The 15,506-nt window shown below is 55.7% G+C and carries 12 protein-coding genes and 4 tRNA genes; all 16 read left to right on the plus strand.

Annotated features, from left to right (window positions below; genetic code table 11):
• The first annotated feature begins 157 nt into the window (after positions 1-157).
• Positions 158-1,117, plus strand: coding sequence for a bifunctional biotin--[acetyl-CoA-carboxylase] ligase/biotin operon repressor BirA (birA, locus tag H097_RS18585; RefSeq protein WP_032861601.1), 960 nt, complete (start codon positions 158-160; stop codon positions 1,115-1,117).
• Positions 1,107-1,856, plus strand: a complete 750-nt coding sequence (locus H097_RS18590) for a pantothenate kinase (RefSeq protein ID WP_032861603.1) — start codon at positions 1,107-1,109, stop codon at positions 1,854-1,856. Before birA ends, H097_RS18590 begins: the two co-directional genes overlap by 11 nt.
• Positions 1,857-1,863: 7 nt before the next feature.
• Positions 1,864-2,310, plus strand: a complete 447-nt coding sequence (locus tag H097_RS18595; RefSeq protein WP_032861606.1) for a hypothetical protein — start codon at positions 1,864-1,866, stop codon at positions 2,308-2,310.
• Between the two features lie 142 nt (positions 2,311-2,452).
• A tRNA-Tyr gene (locus H097_RS18600) sits at positions 2,453-2,537 on the plus strand.
• 24 nt (positions 2,538-2,561) lie between these two features.
• Positions 2,562-2,635 (plus strand) — tRNA-Gly (locus H097_RS18605).
• Positions 2,636-2,661: 26 nt separating this feature from the next.
• Positions 2,662-2,737 (plus strand) — tRNA-Thr (locus tag H097_RS18610).
• A gap of 158 nt (positions 2,738-2,895) precedes the next feature.
• Positions 2,896-2,971: transfer RNA gene (locus H097_RS18615), tRNA-Trp, on the plus strand.
• A 45-nt stretch (positions 2,972-3,016) separates the two neighbouring features.
• A complete protein-coding gene (gene secE, locus H097_RS18620; protein ID WP_029299242.1) occupies positions 3,017-3,385 on the plus strand; it encodes a preprotein translocase subunit SecE in 369 nt (122 codons plus the stop codon).
• A 9-nt stretch (positions 3,386-3,394) separates the two neighbouring features.
• Complete coding sequence (gene nusG, locus H097_RS18625) at positions 3,395-3,928, plus strand: transcription termination/antitermination protein NusG (protein ID WP_003176436.1); 534 nt, start codon at positions 3,395-3,397, stop codon at positions 3,926-3,928.
• Between the two features lie 117 nt (positions 3,929-4,045).
• Entirely contained in the window at positions 4,046-4,477 is a 432-nt protein-coding gene (rplK, locus tag H097_RS18630; protein WP_003210097.1) for a 50S ribosomal protein L11, read from the plus strand.
• Positions 4,477-5,172 carry a 50S ribosomal protein L1 gene (gene rplA, locus H097_RS18635; protein ID WP_003176434.1) on the plus strand — a complete coding sequence of 232 codons (696 nt, stop codon included), beginning with the start codon at positions 4,477-4,479 and terminating at the stop codon, positions 5,170-5,172. The genes rplK and rplA overlap by 1 nt, the downstream gene beginning before the upstream one ends.
• Before the next feature lie 199 nt (positions 5,173-5,371).
• Positions 5,372-5,872 carry a 50S ribosomal protein L10 gene (gene rplJ, locus H097_RS18640; protein WP_032861608.1) on the plus strand — a complete coding sequence of 167 codons (501 nt, stop codon included), beginning with the start codon at positions 5,372-5,374 and terminating at the stop codon, positions 5,870-5,872.
• A gap of 78 nt (positions 5,873-5,950) precedes the next feature.
• A complete protein-coding gene (rplL, locus tag H097_RS18645) occupies positions 5,951-6,316 on the plus strand; it encodes a 50S ribosomal protein L7/L12 (RefSeq protein ID WP_003176432.1) in 366 nt (121 codons plus the stop codon).
• A gap of 219 nt (positions 6,317-6,535) precedes the next feature.
• On the plus strand, positions 6,536-10,609 hold the full coding sequence (rpoB, locus tag H097_RS18650; RefSeq protein WP_032861610.1) for a DNA-directed RNA polymerase subunit beta: 4,074 nt from the start codon (positions 6,536-6,538) through the stop codon (positions 10,607-10,609).
• Between the two features lie 64 nt (positions 10,610-10,673).
• A complete protein-coding gene (rpoC, locus tag H097_RS18655; protein WP_032861612.1) occupies positions 10,674-14,873 on the plus strand; it encodes a DNA-directed RNA polymerase subunit beta' in 4,200 nt (1,399 codons plus the stop codon).
• Between the two features lie 216 nt (positions 14,874-15,089).
• Entirely contained in the window at positions 15,090-15,461 is a 372-nt protein-coding gene (gene rpsL, locus H097_RS18660) for a 30S ribosomal protein S12 (protein WP_002555494.1), read from the plus strand.
• Positions 15,462-15,506: the final 45 nt, after the last annotated feature.

The following is a 15,506-nucleotide window of genomic DNA, read 5'->3' on the forward strand; positions in this document are numbered from 1 at the left end:
GGGGTTTTGTTTTGGGCGCTCGGAAAGGGGGCAGCTGCAAGCTTCAGGTTTCCAGCTGCAAGACTTCGGGCCCGCCCTTATCACCTGTCAGCTTGCTTTCTATGCAATGGCCCTACGCATGGCTATCATGCGTGCCTCATTGTGAGGCGAGACCTGCATGCTGACGTTGTTAAAACTTCTGAAAGATGGCCGATTCCATTCGGGTGAAGCGCTAGGCGCAGCCCTGGGCGTCAGTCGTAGTGCTGTGTGGAAGCAGCTCCAGCATCTGGAGGTTGAGCTGGATCTGACCATTCATAAAGTCAGGGGTAGAGGCTATCAATTGGCGTCCCCGCTGGTTCTGCTGAGTGCTGACGAGATCGCCTTGCAGTCGCCGCTGTGCGCAGGTTCGGTTTTTATATCCGATACCATCGACTCCACTAATGCCGAGGCTCTACGTCTTATCGATGCGGGGCAAGCGGCACCCTTCCTGGTTCTCTCTGAGCAGCAGACTGCTGGCAGGGGGCGTCGAGGGCGTCAGTGGGTCAGTCCATTTGCACAGAATGTTTACTACAGCCTTGTGCTGCGTATCGATGGTGGTTTGCGACAGCTTGAAGGCCTGAGCCTCGTCGTGGGGTTGGCAGTAATGCAAACCCTGCGCGATCTTGGTGTCCAGGGGGCAGGTTTGAAATGGCCTAATGACGTTCTTGTTGGGTCGAAGAAGATTTCGGGCATTCTTCTTGAATTGGTAGGGGATCCCGCTGATGTTTGCCACGTGGTGCTCGGTATTGGTATCAACGCAAACATGCGGGGCGCTGCGGAAGTTGATCAGCAGTGGACATCGATACAGCTAGAAACGGGGCGCGTGGTAGATCGAAATCATCTGGTCGCTCATCTGAGCCAGGCGTTGCAAGTTTATCTGGAACGTCATAGGGACTTCGGTTTTGCGGTCATCCGAGAGGAGTGGGAGCGCAATCATCTATGGCAGGGTAGGGCGGTGTCGTTGATCGCCGGTGTCAACCAGATAGATGGTGTTGTGCTGGGTATCGACGGTCAAGGCGCGCTACGTCTTGAAGTGAATGGTGTTGAGAAAATCTACAGTGGCGGTGAGTTAAGCCTGAGGTTGCGTGATGATTCTTGAGCTCGACTGTGGGAATAGCTTCATCAAATGGCGTGTCCTTGAGGCAAGCCAGGCGGCCGTTTTTGCTGAAGGTGTTGTTGATTCGGATGTGGCGTTGCTGGGTGGTCTTCACTCACTGGCTGGTCTTTCACTGCAGCACTGCAGATTGGTCAGTGTGCGCGCTCAGGAAGAGACCAATCGCCTGGTAGGCGTGTTGGTTGCAGCCTTTGGTGTCTCTATAAGCTGTGCTGCGCCAGCGCGTGAGATGGCGGGTGTGCGCAATGGGTATGAAGAGTACGCCCGTTTGGGACTGGATCGTTGGCTGGCGATGCTTGGAGGTTTCCAGCTAGCCTCTGGAGCATGCCTGGTACTTGATTTCGGTACGGCGGCCACTGCTGATTTCATCACGGCAGATGGCGAGCATCTTGGGGGGTTTATCTGCCCTGGTATGCCGCTGATGAGAAATCAGCTGCGCACCCACACCCGAAAAATACGCTATGACGATGTTGCCGCTGAGCGTGCATTGGAAAGCCTTGTACCTGGACGTACCACTGCCCAGGCCGTTGAGCGGGGTTGTACGCTCATGCTGCGTGGATTCGCGCAGTCGCAACTGGAGCTGGCCCGCAGTTACTGGGGGGGCGACTTTTCGGTTTTCCTTACGGGTGGTGATGCTGAGTTGGTTGCTGACGCCTTGCCAGGCGCTCGCTTCGTTCCGGACCTGGTATTTGTCGGCTTGGCGATGGCATGCCCTTTGTCTTGAGGTTTTTATGCGTTGGTTGTTTCTGTTGTTGCTGGTCCTCAATGTCTTTTATTACGTCTGGCACCAGCAAGAGGCGCCCTTGCGTGCAAAGGATGTAACGCCCTTGGCGCTATATCGGGGCTCCCAGCAGGATATTCAGTTGTTGAGCGAGTCGGCTGACGCTGTGGCGCGTCGCGATCGGCCCAAGGCTCCAGAGGCGCCTGCAGGTTGCTTGTATATCGGTGGTTTCGCAGGCCAGGAGCAAGCCCAGTTCCTTGAGCAGCGTCTGATCAGCCTGGATATCAAGGCTCGAATCCAGTCGTTGGTCTCGGCGGGCGCGCCTTCTTTCTGGTTGCGTGTAGCACCTGAAAGTCGCCGCCTGGCTGACGATCTGCCGTTTGAAAGCCTTGCTAATGAATTCAATGAGTTAAAACATAAAATAATGCCGTGCGAAGGCATTGCAACTGTCGAATAGTTTGCATAGAATGGCGCCCGCTCCACAGTGATGACCCTTTCGGGAAGTAGGTGTGAAGCGATCGTCACGCAGCTAACCTCATATTTTTAATGAGAAAATGCTTGACAGAAGGTCGGCGTAATGTAAAATGCCGGCTCGCTTAGGAGGGGTTCCCGAGCGGCCAAAGGGATCAGACTGTAAATCTGACGTCTACGACTTCGAAGGTTCGAATCCTTCCCCCTCCACCATTTTTAGCGTGAGCTGCAAGCTCCGCGGGTATAGTTTAGTGGTAGAACCTCAGCCTTCCAAGCTGATGATGCGGGTTCGATTCCCGCTACCCGCTCCAAGTTTGCAGGTTGTGCAAGATGTTTCGCTCTTGTAGCTCAGTTGGTAGAGCACACCCTTGGTAAGGGTGAGGTCAGCGGTTCAAATCCGCTCAAGAGCTCCATATAACAAGGCAGATATGAAAATATCTGCCTTTGTTTTAACAGCTGTCTCGGCTTGATTCTGTTTTACCTGGTGTTATCAGGTTGTTTCAAGTCTCTTGGGGTTGGTTGTTGTAAAGTCTTTTTCAGGCCTGCATAATGGTCGGCCTGATTTTGTTTTAGGTCAGTAGCTCAATTGGCAGAGCGACGGTCTCCAAAACCGTAGGTTGGGGGTTCGATTCCCTCCTGACCTGCCAGATTCACGTGGTGTATCTGGCTTTCTTTTCACAGGATCTTCATAGATGACTCCTAAGGCTGAAGCTCAAAGCTCTCGTTTCGATCTGGTTAAGTGGCTCGCTGTCGTCGCTTTGGTGGTCGTAGGCGTTGTTGGCAATCAGTATTATTCTGCTTCGCCGATCCTGTACCGCGTACTCGTATTGCTTGCTCTTGCTGCTGTGGCTGTGTTTATCGGTCTGCAGACTGTAAAGGGTAAGTCTTTCGCCGTACTGGTTAAGGAAGCTCGCACCGAAATACGTAAAGTCGTTTGGCCAACTCGCCAAGAAACCACGCAGACCACGCTAATTGTTGTGGCTGTTGTTCTGGTTATGGCGTTGCTGTTGTGGGGTCTTGATTCCCTGCTCGGCTGGCTTGTTTCCTTGATTGTTGGCTAAGGGTGTCCCGTGGCTAAGCGTTGGTACGTTGTGCATGCTTACTCGGGTTACGAGAAGCATGTCATGCGCTCTTTGCTAGAGCGCGTAAAGCTGGCAGGCATGGAAGATGGCTTCGGCGAAATTCTGGTTCCCACTGAAGAAGTGGTAGAGATGCGCAATGGCCAGAAGCGCAAAAGCGAACGCAAGTTCTTCCCTGGCTACGTGCTGGTACAGATGGACATGAATGAGGGTACTTGGCACTTGGTCAAGGACACTCCTCGCGTGATGGGCTTTATCGGCGGTACCGCTGACAAGCCTGCGCCGATCACCGACAAAGAGGCAGAAGCGATTCTGCGTCGTGTTGCTGACGGTAGCGACAAGCCGAAGCCGAAGACATTGTTCGAGCCGGGCGAAGTTGTTCGTGTCACTGATGGTCCGTTTGCTGATTTTAACGGCACTGTCGAAGAAGTTAACTACGAAAAGAGCCGGATCCAAGTGGCAGTGCTCATTTTCGGTCGCTCTACTCCGGTAGAGTTGGAGTTCAGCCAGGTCGAGAAGGTCTAGCTGACAAAGCATCCCAACCCCGCAGCCTTAGGCTGTGGGGTTTTGTCGTCACTGGGATAAACGCGCAAGTAACCGGGGAGCCTTTCGAGGCGCTTGAACCCGTAATTGGAGTGCCTCATGGCCAAGAAGATTACCGCTTACATCAAGCTGCAAGTGAAGGCCGCTCAGGCCAACCCTAGCCCACCCGTCGGTCCAGCTCTGGGTCAGCACGGCGTGAACATCATGGAATTCTGCAAGGCCTTCAACGCCCGTACTCAGGGTATTGAGCCAGGTCTGCCGACTCCAGTGATCATCACTGTATACAGCGACCGTAGCTTCACTTTCGAAACCAAGTCGACCCCGGCTTCGGTTTTGTTGAAGAAAGCTGCTGGTCTGACTAGCGGTTCCGCTCGTCCGAACACCGTTAAGGTTGGCACTGTAACTCGTGCTCAGCTGGAAGAAATCGCGAAAACCAAAAACGCGGATCTGACTGCAGCTGATATGGATGCAGCCGTGCGTACCATCGCCGGTTCTGCTCGTAGCATGGGCCTTAACGTGGAGGGTGTGTAATGGCTAAGCTGACCAAGCGCCAAAAGGCTATCGCCGGCAAAATCGAAGCGGGCAAGTCCTACAACTTTGTAGACGCTGCTGCCCTGCTGACCGAGCTGTCGACTGTCAAGTTCAGCGAGTCCGTTGACGTTGCTGTAAACCTGGGTGTTGACCCACGTAAATCCGACCAGGTCGTTCGTAGCGCTACTGTGCTGCCACACGGTACTGGCAAGACTGTACGTGTTGCTGTCTTCACCCAAGGCCCGGCAGCTGAAGCTGCTCTGGCCGCTGGCGCCGATCGCGTTGGCATGGACGACCTGGCTGCCGAAATGAAAGGCGGCGACCTGAACTATGACGTCGTTATTGCCTCCCCGGATGCAATGCGCGTTGTAGGTCAGTTGGGTCAGATCCTGGGCCCACGTGGCCTGATGCCTAACCCGAAAGTCGGTACCGTAACGCCAGACGTAGCCACCGCGGTTAAAAACGCCAAGGCTGGTCAGGTTCGTTATCGCACCGACAAAAACGGCATCATTCACACCTCCGTTGGCAAGGTCGGCTTCGACGCCGTCAAGCTGAAGGAAAACGTTGAAGCCCTGATCGCTGATCTGAAGCGTATCAAGCCAGCTTCCTCGAAAGGTATCTACGTCAAGCGCGTTACCCTGAGCACCACTATGGGCCCAGGTCTGGTCATCGACCAAGGCTCGCTGGACGTATAAGACACACATTGGCGTGAGCGATCGCGCCAATTGAAAGATTGGGGTCCCTGCCTGGCGGGGGCTATCCAAGACCGTAGGCGACGCAAGTCTTAAACCATCAAGCCTACGCAGATGGTGCTCCCGGTTCCTTACCGAATCAGACACCAAAACGACATCCGGCCTAGGCCAGATGAAACGGTAACAAGCAGGAGTTAAACCCGTGGCAATTAATCTCGAAGACAAGAAGGCCATCGTCGCTGAAGTCAACGAGGCTGCCAAAGCTGCTCTGTCCGCTGTCGTGGCTGATGCCCGTGGTGTGACAGTAAGCGCTATGACCGGACTCCGTAAAGAGGCTCGTGAAGCTGGCGTATACGTACGTGTTGTACGTAACACCCTGCTCAAGCGCGCTGTTGCTGACACTGAATACAGTGTCCTCAACGACGTGTTCACCGGCCCGACCCTGATTGCGTTCTCCAAAGATCACCCGGGCGCTGCTGCTCGTTTGTTCAAGGAATTCGCCAAGGGTCAGGATAAGTTCGAGATCAAGGCAGCTGCGTTCGAGGGCAAGTTCCTCGCAGCTAACCAAATCGACGTACTGGCAACACTGCCGACCCGTAACGAAGCTATTTCTCAGCTGATGAGCGTGATTCAAGGCGCTACCAGCAAGTTGGCTCGTACTCTGGCCGCAGTTCGCGAGCAAAAAGAAGCTGCCGCAGCCTAAGGCTGAGCGACCTCTCTCGCGTTTTTTTGTTTATTTCGATGGCCGCGTAGGCCGTCCCCCAATTCAGGAAATACAGCAATGTCTATCTCCCAAGACGATATCCTCAACGCCGTAGCTGAAATGTCGGTTCTGCAGGTTGTTGAGCTGATCAAAGCTTTCGAAGAAAAATTCGGCGTTTCCGCTGCCGCTGCTTCCGCTGGCCCAGCTGTTGCTGCTGTTGCTGCTGAAGAGCAAACCGAATTCAACGTCATGCTGCTGGAAGCTGGCGAGAAGAAAGTAAACGTGATCAAGGCAGTACGTGAACTGACCGGTCTGGGCCTGAAAGAAGCCAAGGCTGTAGTTGACGGCGCTCCTGCCCAGGTTCTGGAAGCTGTGTCGAAAGACGCCGCTGACAAAGCCAAAGCTACTCTGGAAGAAGCAGGCGCTAAAGTCGAGCTGAAGTAAGCATCGACCTTGCGTCTCCAGCCCAAGCGTTAAGCTGAAGGCTGATGGCTGGTGGCTCTTGCCACCGGCCTTTTTCCGTTCTTGGCTGTCGACTCGGTCGCCGCCACTAACGCGCTGTAGCCACCCGATGCGGTGGTGCAAACCATGGGGTTTGCAAGATTTTCTGGCTGCTCCCGTCGGGAGGGCCAAACAAGCAGGTGACCAAGCTGGGGAACGCTGATGGCTTACTCATATACTGAGAAAAAACGTATCCGCAAGGACTTTAGCAAGTTGCCGGACGTCATGGATGTCCCGTACCTTCTGGCTATCCAGCTGGATTCGTATCGTGAATTCTTGCAGGCGGGAGCGACCAAAGATCAGTTCCGCGACGTGGGCCTGCATGCGGCCTTCAAATCCGTTTTCCCGATCATCAGCTACTCCGGCAATGCTGCGCTGGAGTACGTCGGTTATCGCCTGGGCGAACCGGCATTTGATGTCAAAGAATGCGTGTTGCGCGGTGTTACGTACGCCGTACCTTTGCGGGTAAAAGTCCGTCTGATCATTTTCGACAAAGAATCGTCGAACAAAGCGATCAAGGACATCAAAGAGCAAGAAGTCTACATGGGCGAAATCCCATTGATGACTGAGAACGGTACCTTCGTTATCAACGGTACCGAGCGTGTAATTGTTTCCCAGCTGCACCGTTCCCCGGGCGTGTTCTTCGACCACGACCGCGGTAAGACGCACAGCTCCGGCAAGCTCCTGTACTCCGCGCGGATCATTCCGTACCGTGGTTCGTGGTTGGACTTCGAGTTCGACCCGAAAGACTGCGTGTTCGTGCGTATCGACCGTCGTCGCAAGCTGCCGGCCTCGGTACTGCTGCGCGCGCTCGGCTATACCACTGAGCAAGTGCTGGACGCCTTCTACACCACCAACGTATTCAGCCTGAAGGATGAAACCCTCAGCCTGGAGCTGATTGCTTCGCGCCTGCGTGGTGAAATTGCGGTCCTGGACATTCAGGACGAGAAGGGCAAGGTCATTGTTGAAGCTGGCCGTCGTATTACTGCGCGCCACATCAACCAGATCGAAAAAGCCGGTATCAAGTCGCTGGACGTGCCTCTGGACTACGTCCTGGGTCGCACCACCGCCAAGGTCATCGTTCACCCGGCTACAGGCGAAATCCTGGCTGAGTGCAACACCGAGCTGAACACCGAGATCCTGGCAAAAATCGCCAAGGCCCAGGTTGTTCGCATCGAGACCCTGTACACCAACGACATCGACTGCGGTCCGTTCGTCTCCGACACCCTGAAGATCGACTCCACCAGCAACCAATTGGAAGCGCTGGTCGAGATCTATCGCATGATGCGTCCTGGCGAGCCACCAACCAAAGACGCTGCCGAAACCCTGTTCAACAACCTGTTCTTCAGCCCAGAGCGCTATGACCTGTCTGCTGTAGGCCGGATGAAGTTCAACCGTCGTATCGGTCGTACCGAGATCGAAGGTTCGGGCGTGTTGTGCAAGGAAGACATCGTTGCGGTCCTGAAGACTCTGGTCGACATCCGTAACGGCAAAGGCATCGTCGATGACATCGACCACCTGGGTAACCGTCGTGTTCGCTGCGTAGGCGAAATGGCCGAGAACCAGTTCCGCGTTGGCCTGGTACGTGTTGAGCGTGCGGTCAAAGAGCGTCTGTCGATGGCTGAAAGCGAAGGCCTGATGCCGCAAGACCTGATCAACGCCAAGCCAGTGGCTGCGGCGGTGAAAGAGTTCTTCGGTTCCAGTCAGCTCTCGCAGTTCATGGACCAGAACAACCCGCTCTCCGAGATCACCCACAAGCGCCGTGTTTCTGCACTGGGCCCGGGCGGTCTGACGCGTGAGCGTGCTGGCTTTGAAGTTCGTGACGTACACCCGACGCACTACGGTCGTGTATGCCCGATCGAAACGCCGGAAGGTCCGAACATCGGCCTGATCAACTCCCTGGCGGCCTATGCGCGCACCAACCAGTACGGCTTCCTGGAAAGCCCGTACCGTGTGGTGAAAGACGCGTTGGTCACCGACGAGATCGTCTTCCTGTCCGCGATCGAAGAAGCTGATCACGTGATCGCTCAGGCTTCGGCCACGATGAACGACAAGAAAGTCCTGATCGATGAGCTGGTAGCTGTTCGTCACCTGAACGAGTTCACCGTCAAGGCGCCGGAAGACGTCACCTTGATGGACGTGTCGCCCAAGCAGGTAGTTTCGGTCGCAGCGTCGCTGATCCCGTTCCTGGAGCACGATGACGCCAACCGTGCGTTGATGGGTTCCAACATGCAGCGTCAGGCTGTACCCACCCTGCGTGCCGACAAGCCGCTGGTAGGTACCGGCATGGAGCGTAACGTAGCTCGTGACTCCGGCGTTTGCGTCGTGGCTCGTCGTGGCGGCGTGATCGACTCTGTTGATGCCAGCCGTATCGTGGTTCGTGTTGCCGATGACGAAGTTGAAACTGGCGAAGCCGGTGTCGACATCTACAACCTGACCAAGTACACCCGCTCCAACCAGAACACCTGCATCAACCAGCGTCCGCTGGTGCGTAAGGGTGATCGGGTTCAGCGCAGCGACATCATGGCAGACGGTCCGTCCACCGATATGGGTGAGCTGGCACTGGGCCAGAACATGCGCATCGCGTTCATGGCCTGGAACGGTTACAACTTCGAAGACTCCATCTGCCTGTCCGAGCGTGTAGTTCAGGAAGATCGCTTCACCACGATCCACATTCAGGAACTGACCTGTGTGGCACGTGACACCAAGCTTGGGCCTGAAGAGATCACTGCAGACATCCCGAACGTGGGTGAAGCTGCACTGAACAAACTGGACGAAGCCGGTATCGTTTACGTAGGTGCTGAAGTTGGCGCTGGCGACATTCTGGTAGGTAAGGTTACTCCGAAAGGCGAGACCCAACTGACGCCAGAAGAGAAGCTGTTGCGTGCCATCTTCGGTGAAAAAGCCAGCGACGTTAAAGACACCTCCCTGCGTGTACCTACCGGTACCAAGGGTACTGTCATCGACGTACAGGTCTTCACCCGTGACGGCGTTGAGCGTGATGCTCGTGCACTGTCCATCGAGAAGACCCAGCTCGACGAGATCCGCAAGGACCTGAACGAAGAGTTCCGTATCGTTGAAGGCGCGACCTTCGAACGTCTGCGTTCCGCCCTGGTAGGCCACAAGGCCGAAGGCGGCGCCGGCCTGAAGAAAGGTCAGGACATCACCGACGAAGTACTCGACGGTCTTGAGCACGGCCAGTGGTTCAAACTGCGCATGGCTGAAGATGCTCTGAACGAGCAGCTTGAGAAGGCCCAGGCCTACATCGTTGATCGCCGCCGTCTGCTGGACGACAAGTTCGAAGACAAGAAGCGCAAACTGCAGCAGGGCGATGACCTGGCTCCAGGCGTGCTGAAAATCGTCAAGGTTTACCTGGCAATCCGTCGTCGCATCCAGCCGGGCGACAAGATGGCCGGTCGTCACGGTAACAAAGGTGTGGTCTCCGTGATCATGCCGGTTGAAGACATGCCGCACGATGCCAATGGCACCCCGGTCGACGTCGTCCTCAACCCGTTGGGCGTACCTTCGCGTATGAACGTTGGTCAGATCCTTGAAACCCACCTGGGCCTCGCGGCCAAAGGTCTGGGCGAAAAGATCAACCGTATGATCGAAGAGCAGCGCAAGGTCGCTGACCTGCGTAAGTTCCTGCACGAGATCTACAACGAGATCGGCGGTCGCAACGAAGAGCTGGACACCTTTACCGACCAGGAAATCCTGGATCTGGCGAAGAACCTGCGCGGCGGCGTTCCAATGGCTACCCCAGTGTTCGACGGAGCCAAGGAAAGCGAAATCAAGGCCATGCTGAAACTGGCAGACCTGCCAGAAAGCGGCCAGATGCAGCTGTTCGACGGCCGTACCGGCAACAAGTTCGAGCGCCCGGTTACTGTTGGCTACATGTACATGCTGAAGCTGAACCACTTGGTAGACGACAAGATGCACGCTCGTTCTACCGGTTCGTACAGCCTGGTTACCCAGCAGCCGCTGGGTGGTAAGGCTCAGTTCGGTGGTCAGCGTTTCGGGGAGATGGAGGTCTGGGCACTGGAAGCATACGGTGCTGCATACACTCTGCAAGAAATGCTCACAGTGAAGTCGGACGATGTGAACGGTCGTACCAAGATGTACAAAAACATCGTGGACGGCGATCACCGTATGGAGCCGGGCATGCCCGAGTCCTTCAACGTGTTGATCAAAGAAATTCGTTCCCTCGGCATCGATATCGATCTGGAAACCGAATAACACGTGACGCGAATCGAGAGCGGGGCTATTTAGCCCGCTCTCTGCTCCGCCAGGAGGAAAGGCCTTGAAAGACCTACTGAATTTGCTGAAAAACCAGGGTCAAGTCGAAGAGTTCGACGCCATCCGTATTGGACTGGCATCGCCTGAGATGATCCGTTCGTGGTCGTTCGGTGAAGTTAAAAAGCCGGAAACCATCAACTACCGTACGTTCAAACCTGAGCGTGACGGCCTGTTCTGCGCCAAGATCTTTGGCCCGGTAAAGGATTACGAGTGCCTGTGCGGTAAGTACAAGCGCTTGAAGCACCGTGGTGTGATCTGCGAGAAGTGCGGCGTTGAAGTTGCACTGGCCAAGGTTCGTCGTGAGCGCATGGCGCACATCGAGCTGGCTTCGCCGGTTGCCCACATCTGGTTCCTGAAATCGCTGCCGTCCCGTATCGGCTTGCTGATGGACATGACCCTGCGTGATATCGAACGCGTTCTCTACTTCGAGAGCTATGTCGTTATCGATCCAGGCATGACCACCCTTGAAAAGGGTCAGCTGCTGAACGACGAGCAGTACTTCGAAGCGCTGGAAGAGTTCGGCGACGATTTCGATGCCCGCATGGGTGCCGAAGCTGTCCGCGAACTGCTGCACGCTATCGACCTGGAGCACGAGATTGGCCGTCTGCGCGAAGAAATTCCGCAAACCAATTCCGAAACCAAGATCAAGAAGCTGTCCAAGCGTCTGAAGTTGATGGAAGCCTTCCAGGGTTCCGGCAACCTCCCAGAGTGGATGGTGCTGACCGTTCTGCCGGTTCTGCCGCCAGACCTGCGTCCGCTGGTACCGTTGGACGGTGGTCGTTTCGCGACGTCCGACCTCAACGACCTGTACCGCCGCGTGATCAACCGTAACAACCGCTTGAAGCGCCTGCTTGATCTGTCCGCTCCGGACATCATCGTGCGCAACGAAAAGCGTATGTTGCAGGAAGCTGTCGACGCCTTGCTCGACAACGGTCGTCGTGGCCGCGCTATCACCGGTTCCAACAAGCGTCCTCTGAAATCCCTGGCTGACATGATCAAGGGTAAGCAAGGTCGTTTCCGTCAGAACTTGCTCGGTAAGCGTGTTGACTACTCCGGTCGTTCGGTAATTACCGTAGGCCCGACCCTGCGTCTGCACCAGTGCGGTCTGCCTAAGAAGATGGCGCTGGAGCTGTTCAAGCCGTTCATCTTCGGCAAGCTGGAAATGCGCGGTCTCGCGACCACCATCAAAGCGGCCAAGAAAATGGTCGAGCGCGAACTGCCAGAGGTTTGGGACGTTCTCGCTGAAGTGATCCGTGAACACCCGGTTCTCCTCAACCGTGCACCGACCCTTCACCGTCTGGGTATCCAGGCGTTTGAACCGGTACTGATCGAAGGTAAGGCTATCCAGCTGCACCCTCTGGTCTGTGCTGCGTACAACGCCGACTTCGACGGCGACCAAATGGCCGTGCACGTACCGCTGACACTGGAAGCCCAGTTGGAAGCGCGTGCGTTGATGATGTCGACCAACAACATTCTGTCGCCAGCCAACGGTGAGCCAATCATCGTTCCGTCGCAGGACGTTGTATTGGGTCTGTACTACATGACCCGTGAAGCGATCAACGCCAAGGGCGAAGGTCGTGTGTTCGCTGACCTGCAAGAAGTTGACCGTGTGTTCCGTGCCGGCGAAGCCGCACTGCACGCCAAGGTCAAGGTGCGGATCCACGAAACCGTCAACGACCGTGACGGCGGCAGCGTGAGCAACGTTCGTATCGTCGACACCACTGTCGGCCGTGCGCTGTTGTACCAGGTTGTGCCAAAAGGCCTGTCGTACGACGTCGTCAACCTGCCGATGAAGAAAAAGGCGATCTCCAAGCTGATCAACCAGTGCTACCGCGTGGTTGGTCTGAAAGAGACCGTGATCTTCGCTGACCAGTTGATGTACACCGGTTTTGCTTACTCGACCATTTCCGGCGTTTCCATCGGTGTTAACGACTTCGTTATCCCGGATGAAAAAGCCCGCATCATCAGTGCCGCCACTGACGAAGTGAAAGAGATCGAGAGCCAGTACGCCTCCGGCCTGGTAACCCAGGGCGAGAAGTACAACAAAGTGATCGACCTTTGGTCCAAGGCCAACGACGAAGTGTCCAAGGCGATGATGGCCAACCTCTCGAAAGAGAAAGTCATCGACCGTCATGGTGTCGAAGTCGATCAAGAGTCTTTCAACTCGATGTACATGATGGCCGACTCGGGCGCACGGGGTTCTGCTGCGCAGATCCGTCAGCTCGCCGGTATGCGTGGCCTGATGGCTAAGCCGGACGGTTCCATCATCGAAACGCCGATTACTGCGAACTTCCGTGAAGGTTTGAGCGTACTTCAGTACTTCATCTCCACGCACGGTGCTCGTAAAGGTCTGGCGGATACCGCGTTGAAAACCGCTAACTCCGGTTACCTGACTCGTCGTCTGGTAGACGTTGCACAAGATCTGGTTGTAACCGAGATCGATTGCGGCACCGAGCATGGCCTGCTGATGACTCCGCACATTGAAGGCGGTGACGTTGTAGAGCCGCTGGGTGAGCGCGTATTGGGTCGTGTTATTGCCCGTGACGTATTCAAGCCAGGTACCGAGGAAGTTATCGTTCCTGCCGGCACCCTGGTAGATGAGAAGTGGGTCGAGTTCATCGAACTCAACAGCATCGACGAAGTGATTGTTCGCTCGCCGATCAGTTGCGAAACCCGCTACGGCATCTGCGCCAAGTGCTACGGTCGTGACTTGGCTCGTGGTCACCAGGTGAACATCGGTGAAGCGGTTGGCGTTATCGCTGCCCAGTCCATCGGTGAGCCGGGTACCCAGCTGACCATGCGTACGTTCCACATCGGTGGTGCGGCAAGCCGGACCTCCGCGGCTGACAGCGTTCAGGTGAAGAATGGCGGTACTGTCCGTCTGCACAACCTGAAACACGTTGAGCGAGTGGATGGCCACCTGGTTGCTGTGTCCCGTTCCGGTGAGCTGGCAATCGCTGATGACTTCGGTCGTGAGCGTGAGCGTTACAAGCTGCCGTACGGTGCTGTGATTTCGGTTAAAGAAGGTGACAAGGTCGACGCTGGCGCAATCGTGGCCAAGTGGGATCCGCACACTCACCCAATCGTTACCGAAATGAAAGGTACCGTGACCTACGTGGGCATGGAAGAAGGCATCACGATCAAGCGTCAGACTGACGAATTGACCGGTATGACCAACATTGAAGTACTCGACGCCAAAGATCGTCCAGCTGCCGGTAAAGACATCCGTCCTGCCGTGAAGATGGTCGATGACAACGGCAAGGATCTGTTGCTGCCAGGCACTGACGTTATCGCTCAGTACTTCCTGCCAGCCAACGCCCTGGTCGGTGTGGCGGATGGTGCGAAGATCGCGATCGGTGATGTTATCGCGCGTATCCCGCAAGAAACTTCGAAGACCCGCGACATCACCGGTGGTCTGCCGCGTGTTGCCGACTTGTTCGAAGCTCGTCGTCCGAAAGAAGCGTCGATTCTGGCTGAAGTCAGCGGCACCATCGCGTTCGGTAAAGAAACCAAGGGCAAGCGCCGTCTGGTCATTACCCCGAACGACGGTACCGATCCGTACGAAGAGCTGATTCCGAAGTGGCGTCACCTGAACGTCTTCGAAGGCGAACAGGTAAACCGCGGCGAAGTTATCTCTGACGGCCCGAGCGATCCACACGACATCCTGCGTCTGCTGGGTGTGAGTGCGCTGGCCAAGTACATCGTTAACGAGATCCAGGACGTTTACCGTCTGCAGGGCGTGAAGATCAACGATAAGCACATCGAGACCATCCTGCGTCAGATGCTGCGTAAAGTTGAAATCGCTGAATCCGGCGATTCGAGTTTCATCAAGGGCGACCAGATGGAACTGACTCACGTACTGGTAGAGAACGAGCGTCTGGGCGCGGAAGACAAGTTTGTCTCCAAGTTCACTCGTGTTCTGCTGGGTATCACCAAGGCGTCGTTGTCCACCGAATCGTTCATCTCGGCGGCTTCCTTCCAGGAAACCACTCGCGTACTGACCGAAGCGGCGGTAACCGGCAAGCGCGATTACCTGCGCGGCCTGAAAGAAAACGTGGTTGTGGGTCGTCTGATCCCAGCCGGTACCGGCTTGGCCTACCACAGCGAGCGCAAGCGTCGCCGTGAACTCGACAAGCCGCTGCGCGTAAGCGCCAGTGAAGTGGAAGCTGCACTGACCGAAGCGCTGAACTCTAGCGGTAACTGAGTTCTGCGATAAATAAGACCGGGCCCTGGCAGCCCCGTTCGTCGGAACAAGACAGTTTTGTCGGGTTTCGATGGAGGGGGAGGTCGGGGCCTTGCCTTGACTGGGGGCAAGATCCTCTTTAGACTCTTGTACCCCTAAATTTGGCGGGAATTCGTTCCTGCCATTTTGCTTTTCTTGCAAGACAATAGCGTCGCAAGACAACAGTGGAGCTAGTAGATGGCAACTATCAACCAGCTGGTACGTCAGCCGCGTAAGCGTATCGTCGAGAAATCCGACGTGCCTGCGCTGCAGAACTGCCCGCAACGTCGTGGCGTATGCACCCGTGTGTATACCACCACGCCGAAAAAACCTAACTCGGCACTGCGTAAAGTATGCCGTGTGCGCCTGACCAACGGTTTCGAGGTTTCCTCGTACATCGGCGGTGAAGGCCACAACCTGCAAGAGCACAGCGTGGTACTGATCCGCGGCGGTCGTGTAAAAGACTTGCCAGGTGTTCGTTACCACACCGTACGCGGCTCCTTGGATACTTCCGGCGTTAAAGGTCGTAACCAGGGTCGTTCGAAGTACGGTACCAAGAAGCCTAAGTAGTAGCGGCTTTTTGTAAACTGAATCATCTTATTTTCTGAGTCGATA

The sequence above is a fragment of the Pseudomonas sp. FH4 genome (assembly GCF_000510915.2).
Taxonomy (GTDB): domain Bacteria; phylum Pseudomonadota; class Gammaproteobacteria; order Pseudomonadales; family Pseudomonadaceae; genus Aquipseudomonas; species Aquipseudomonas brenneri.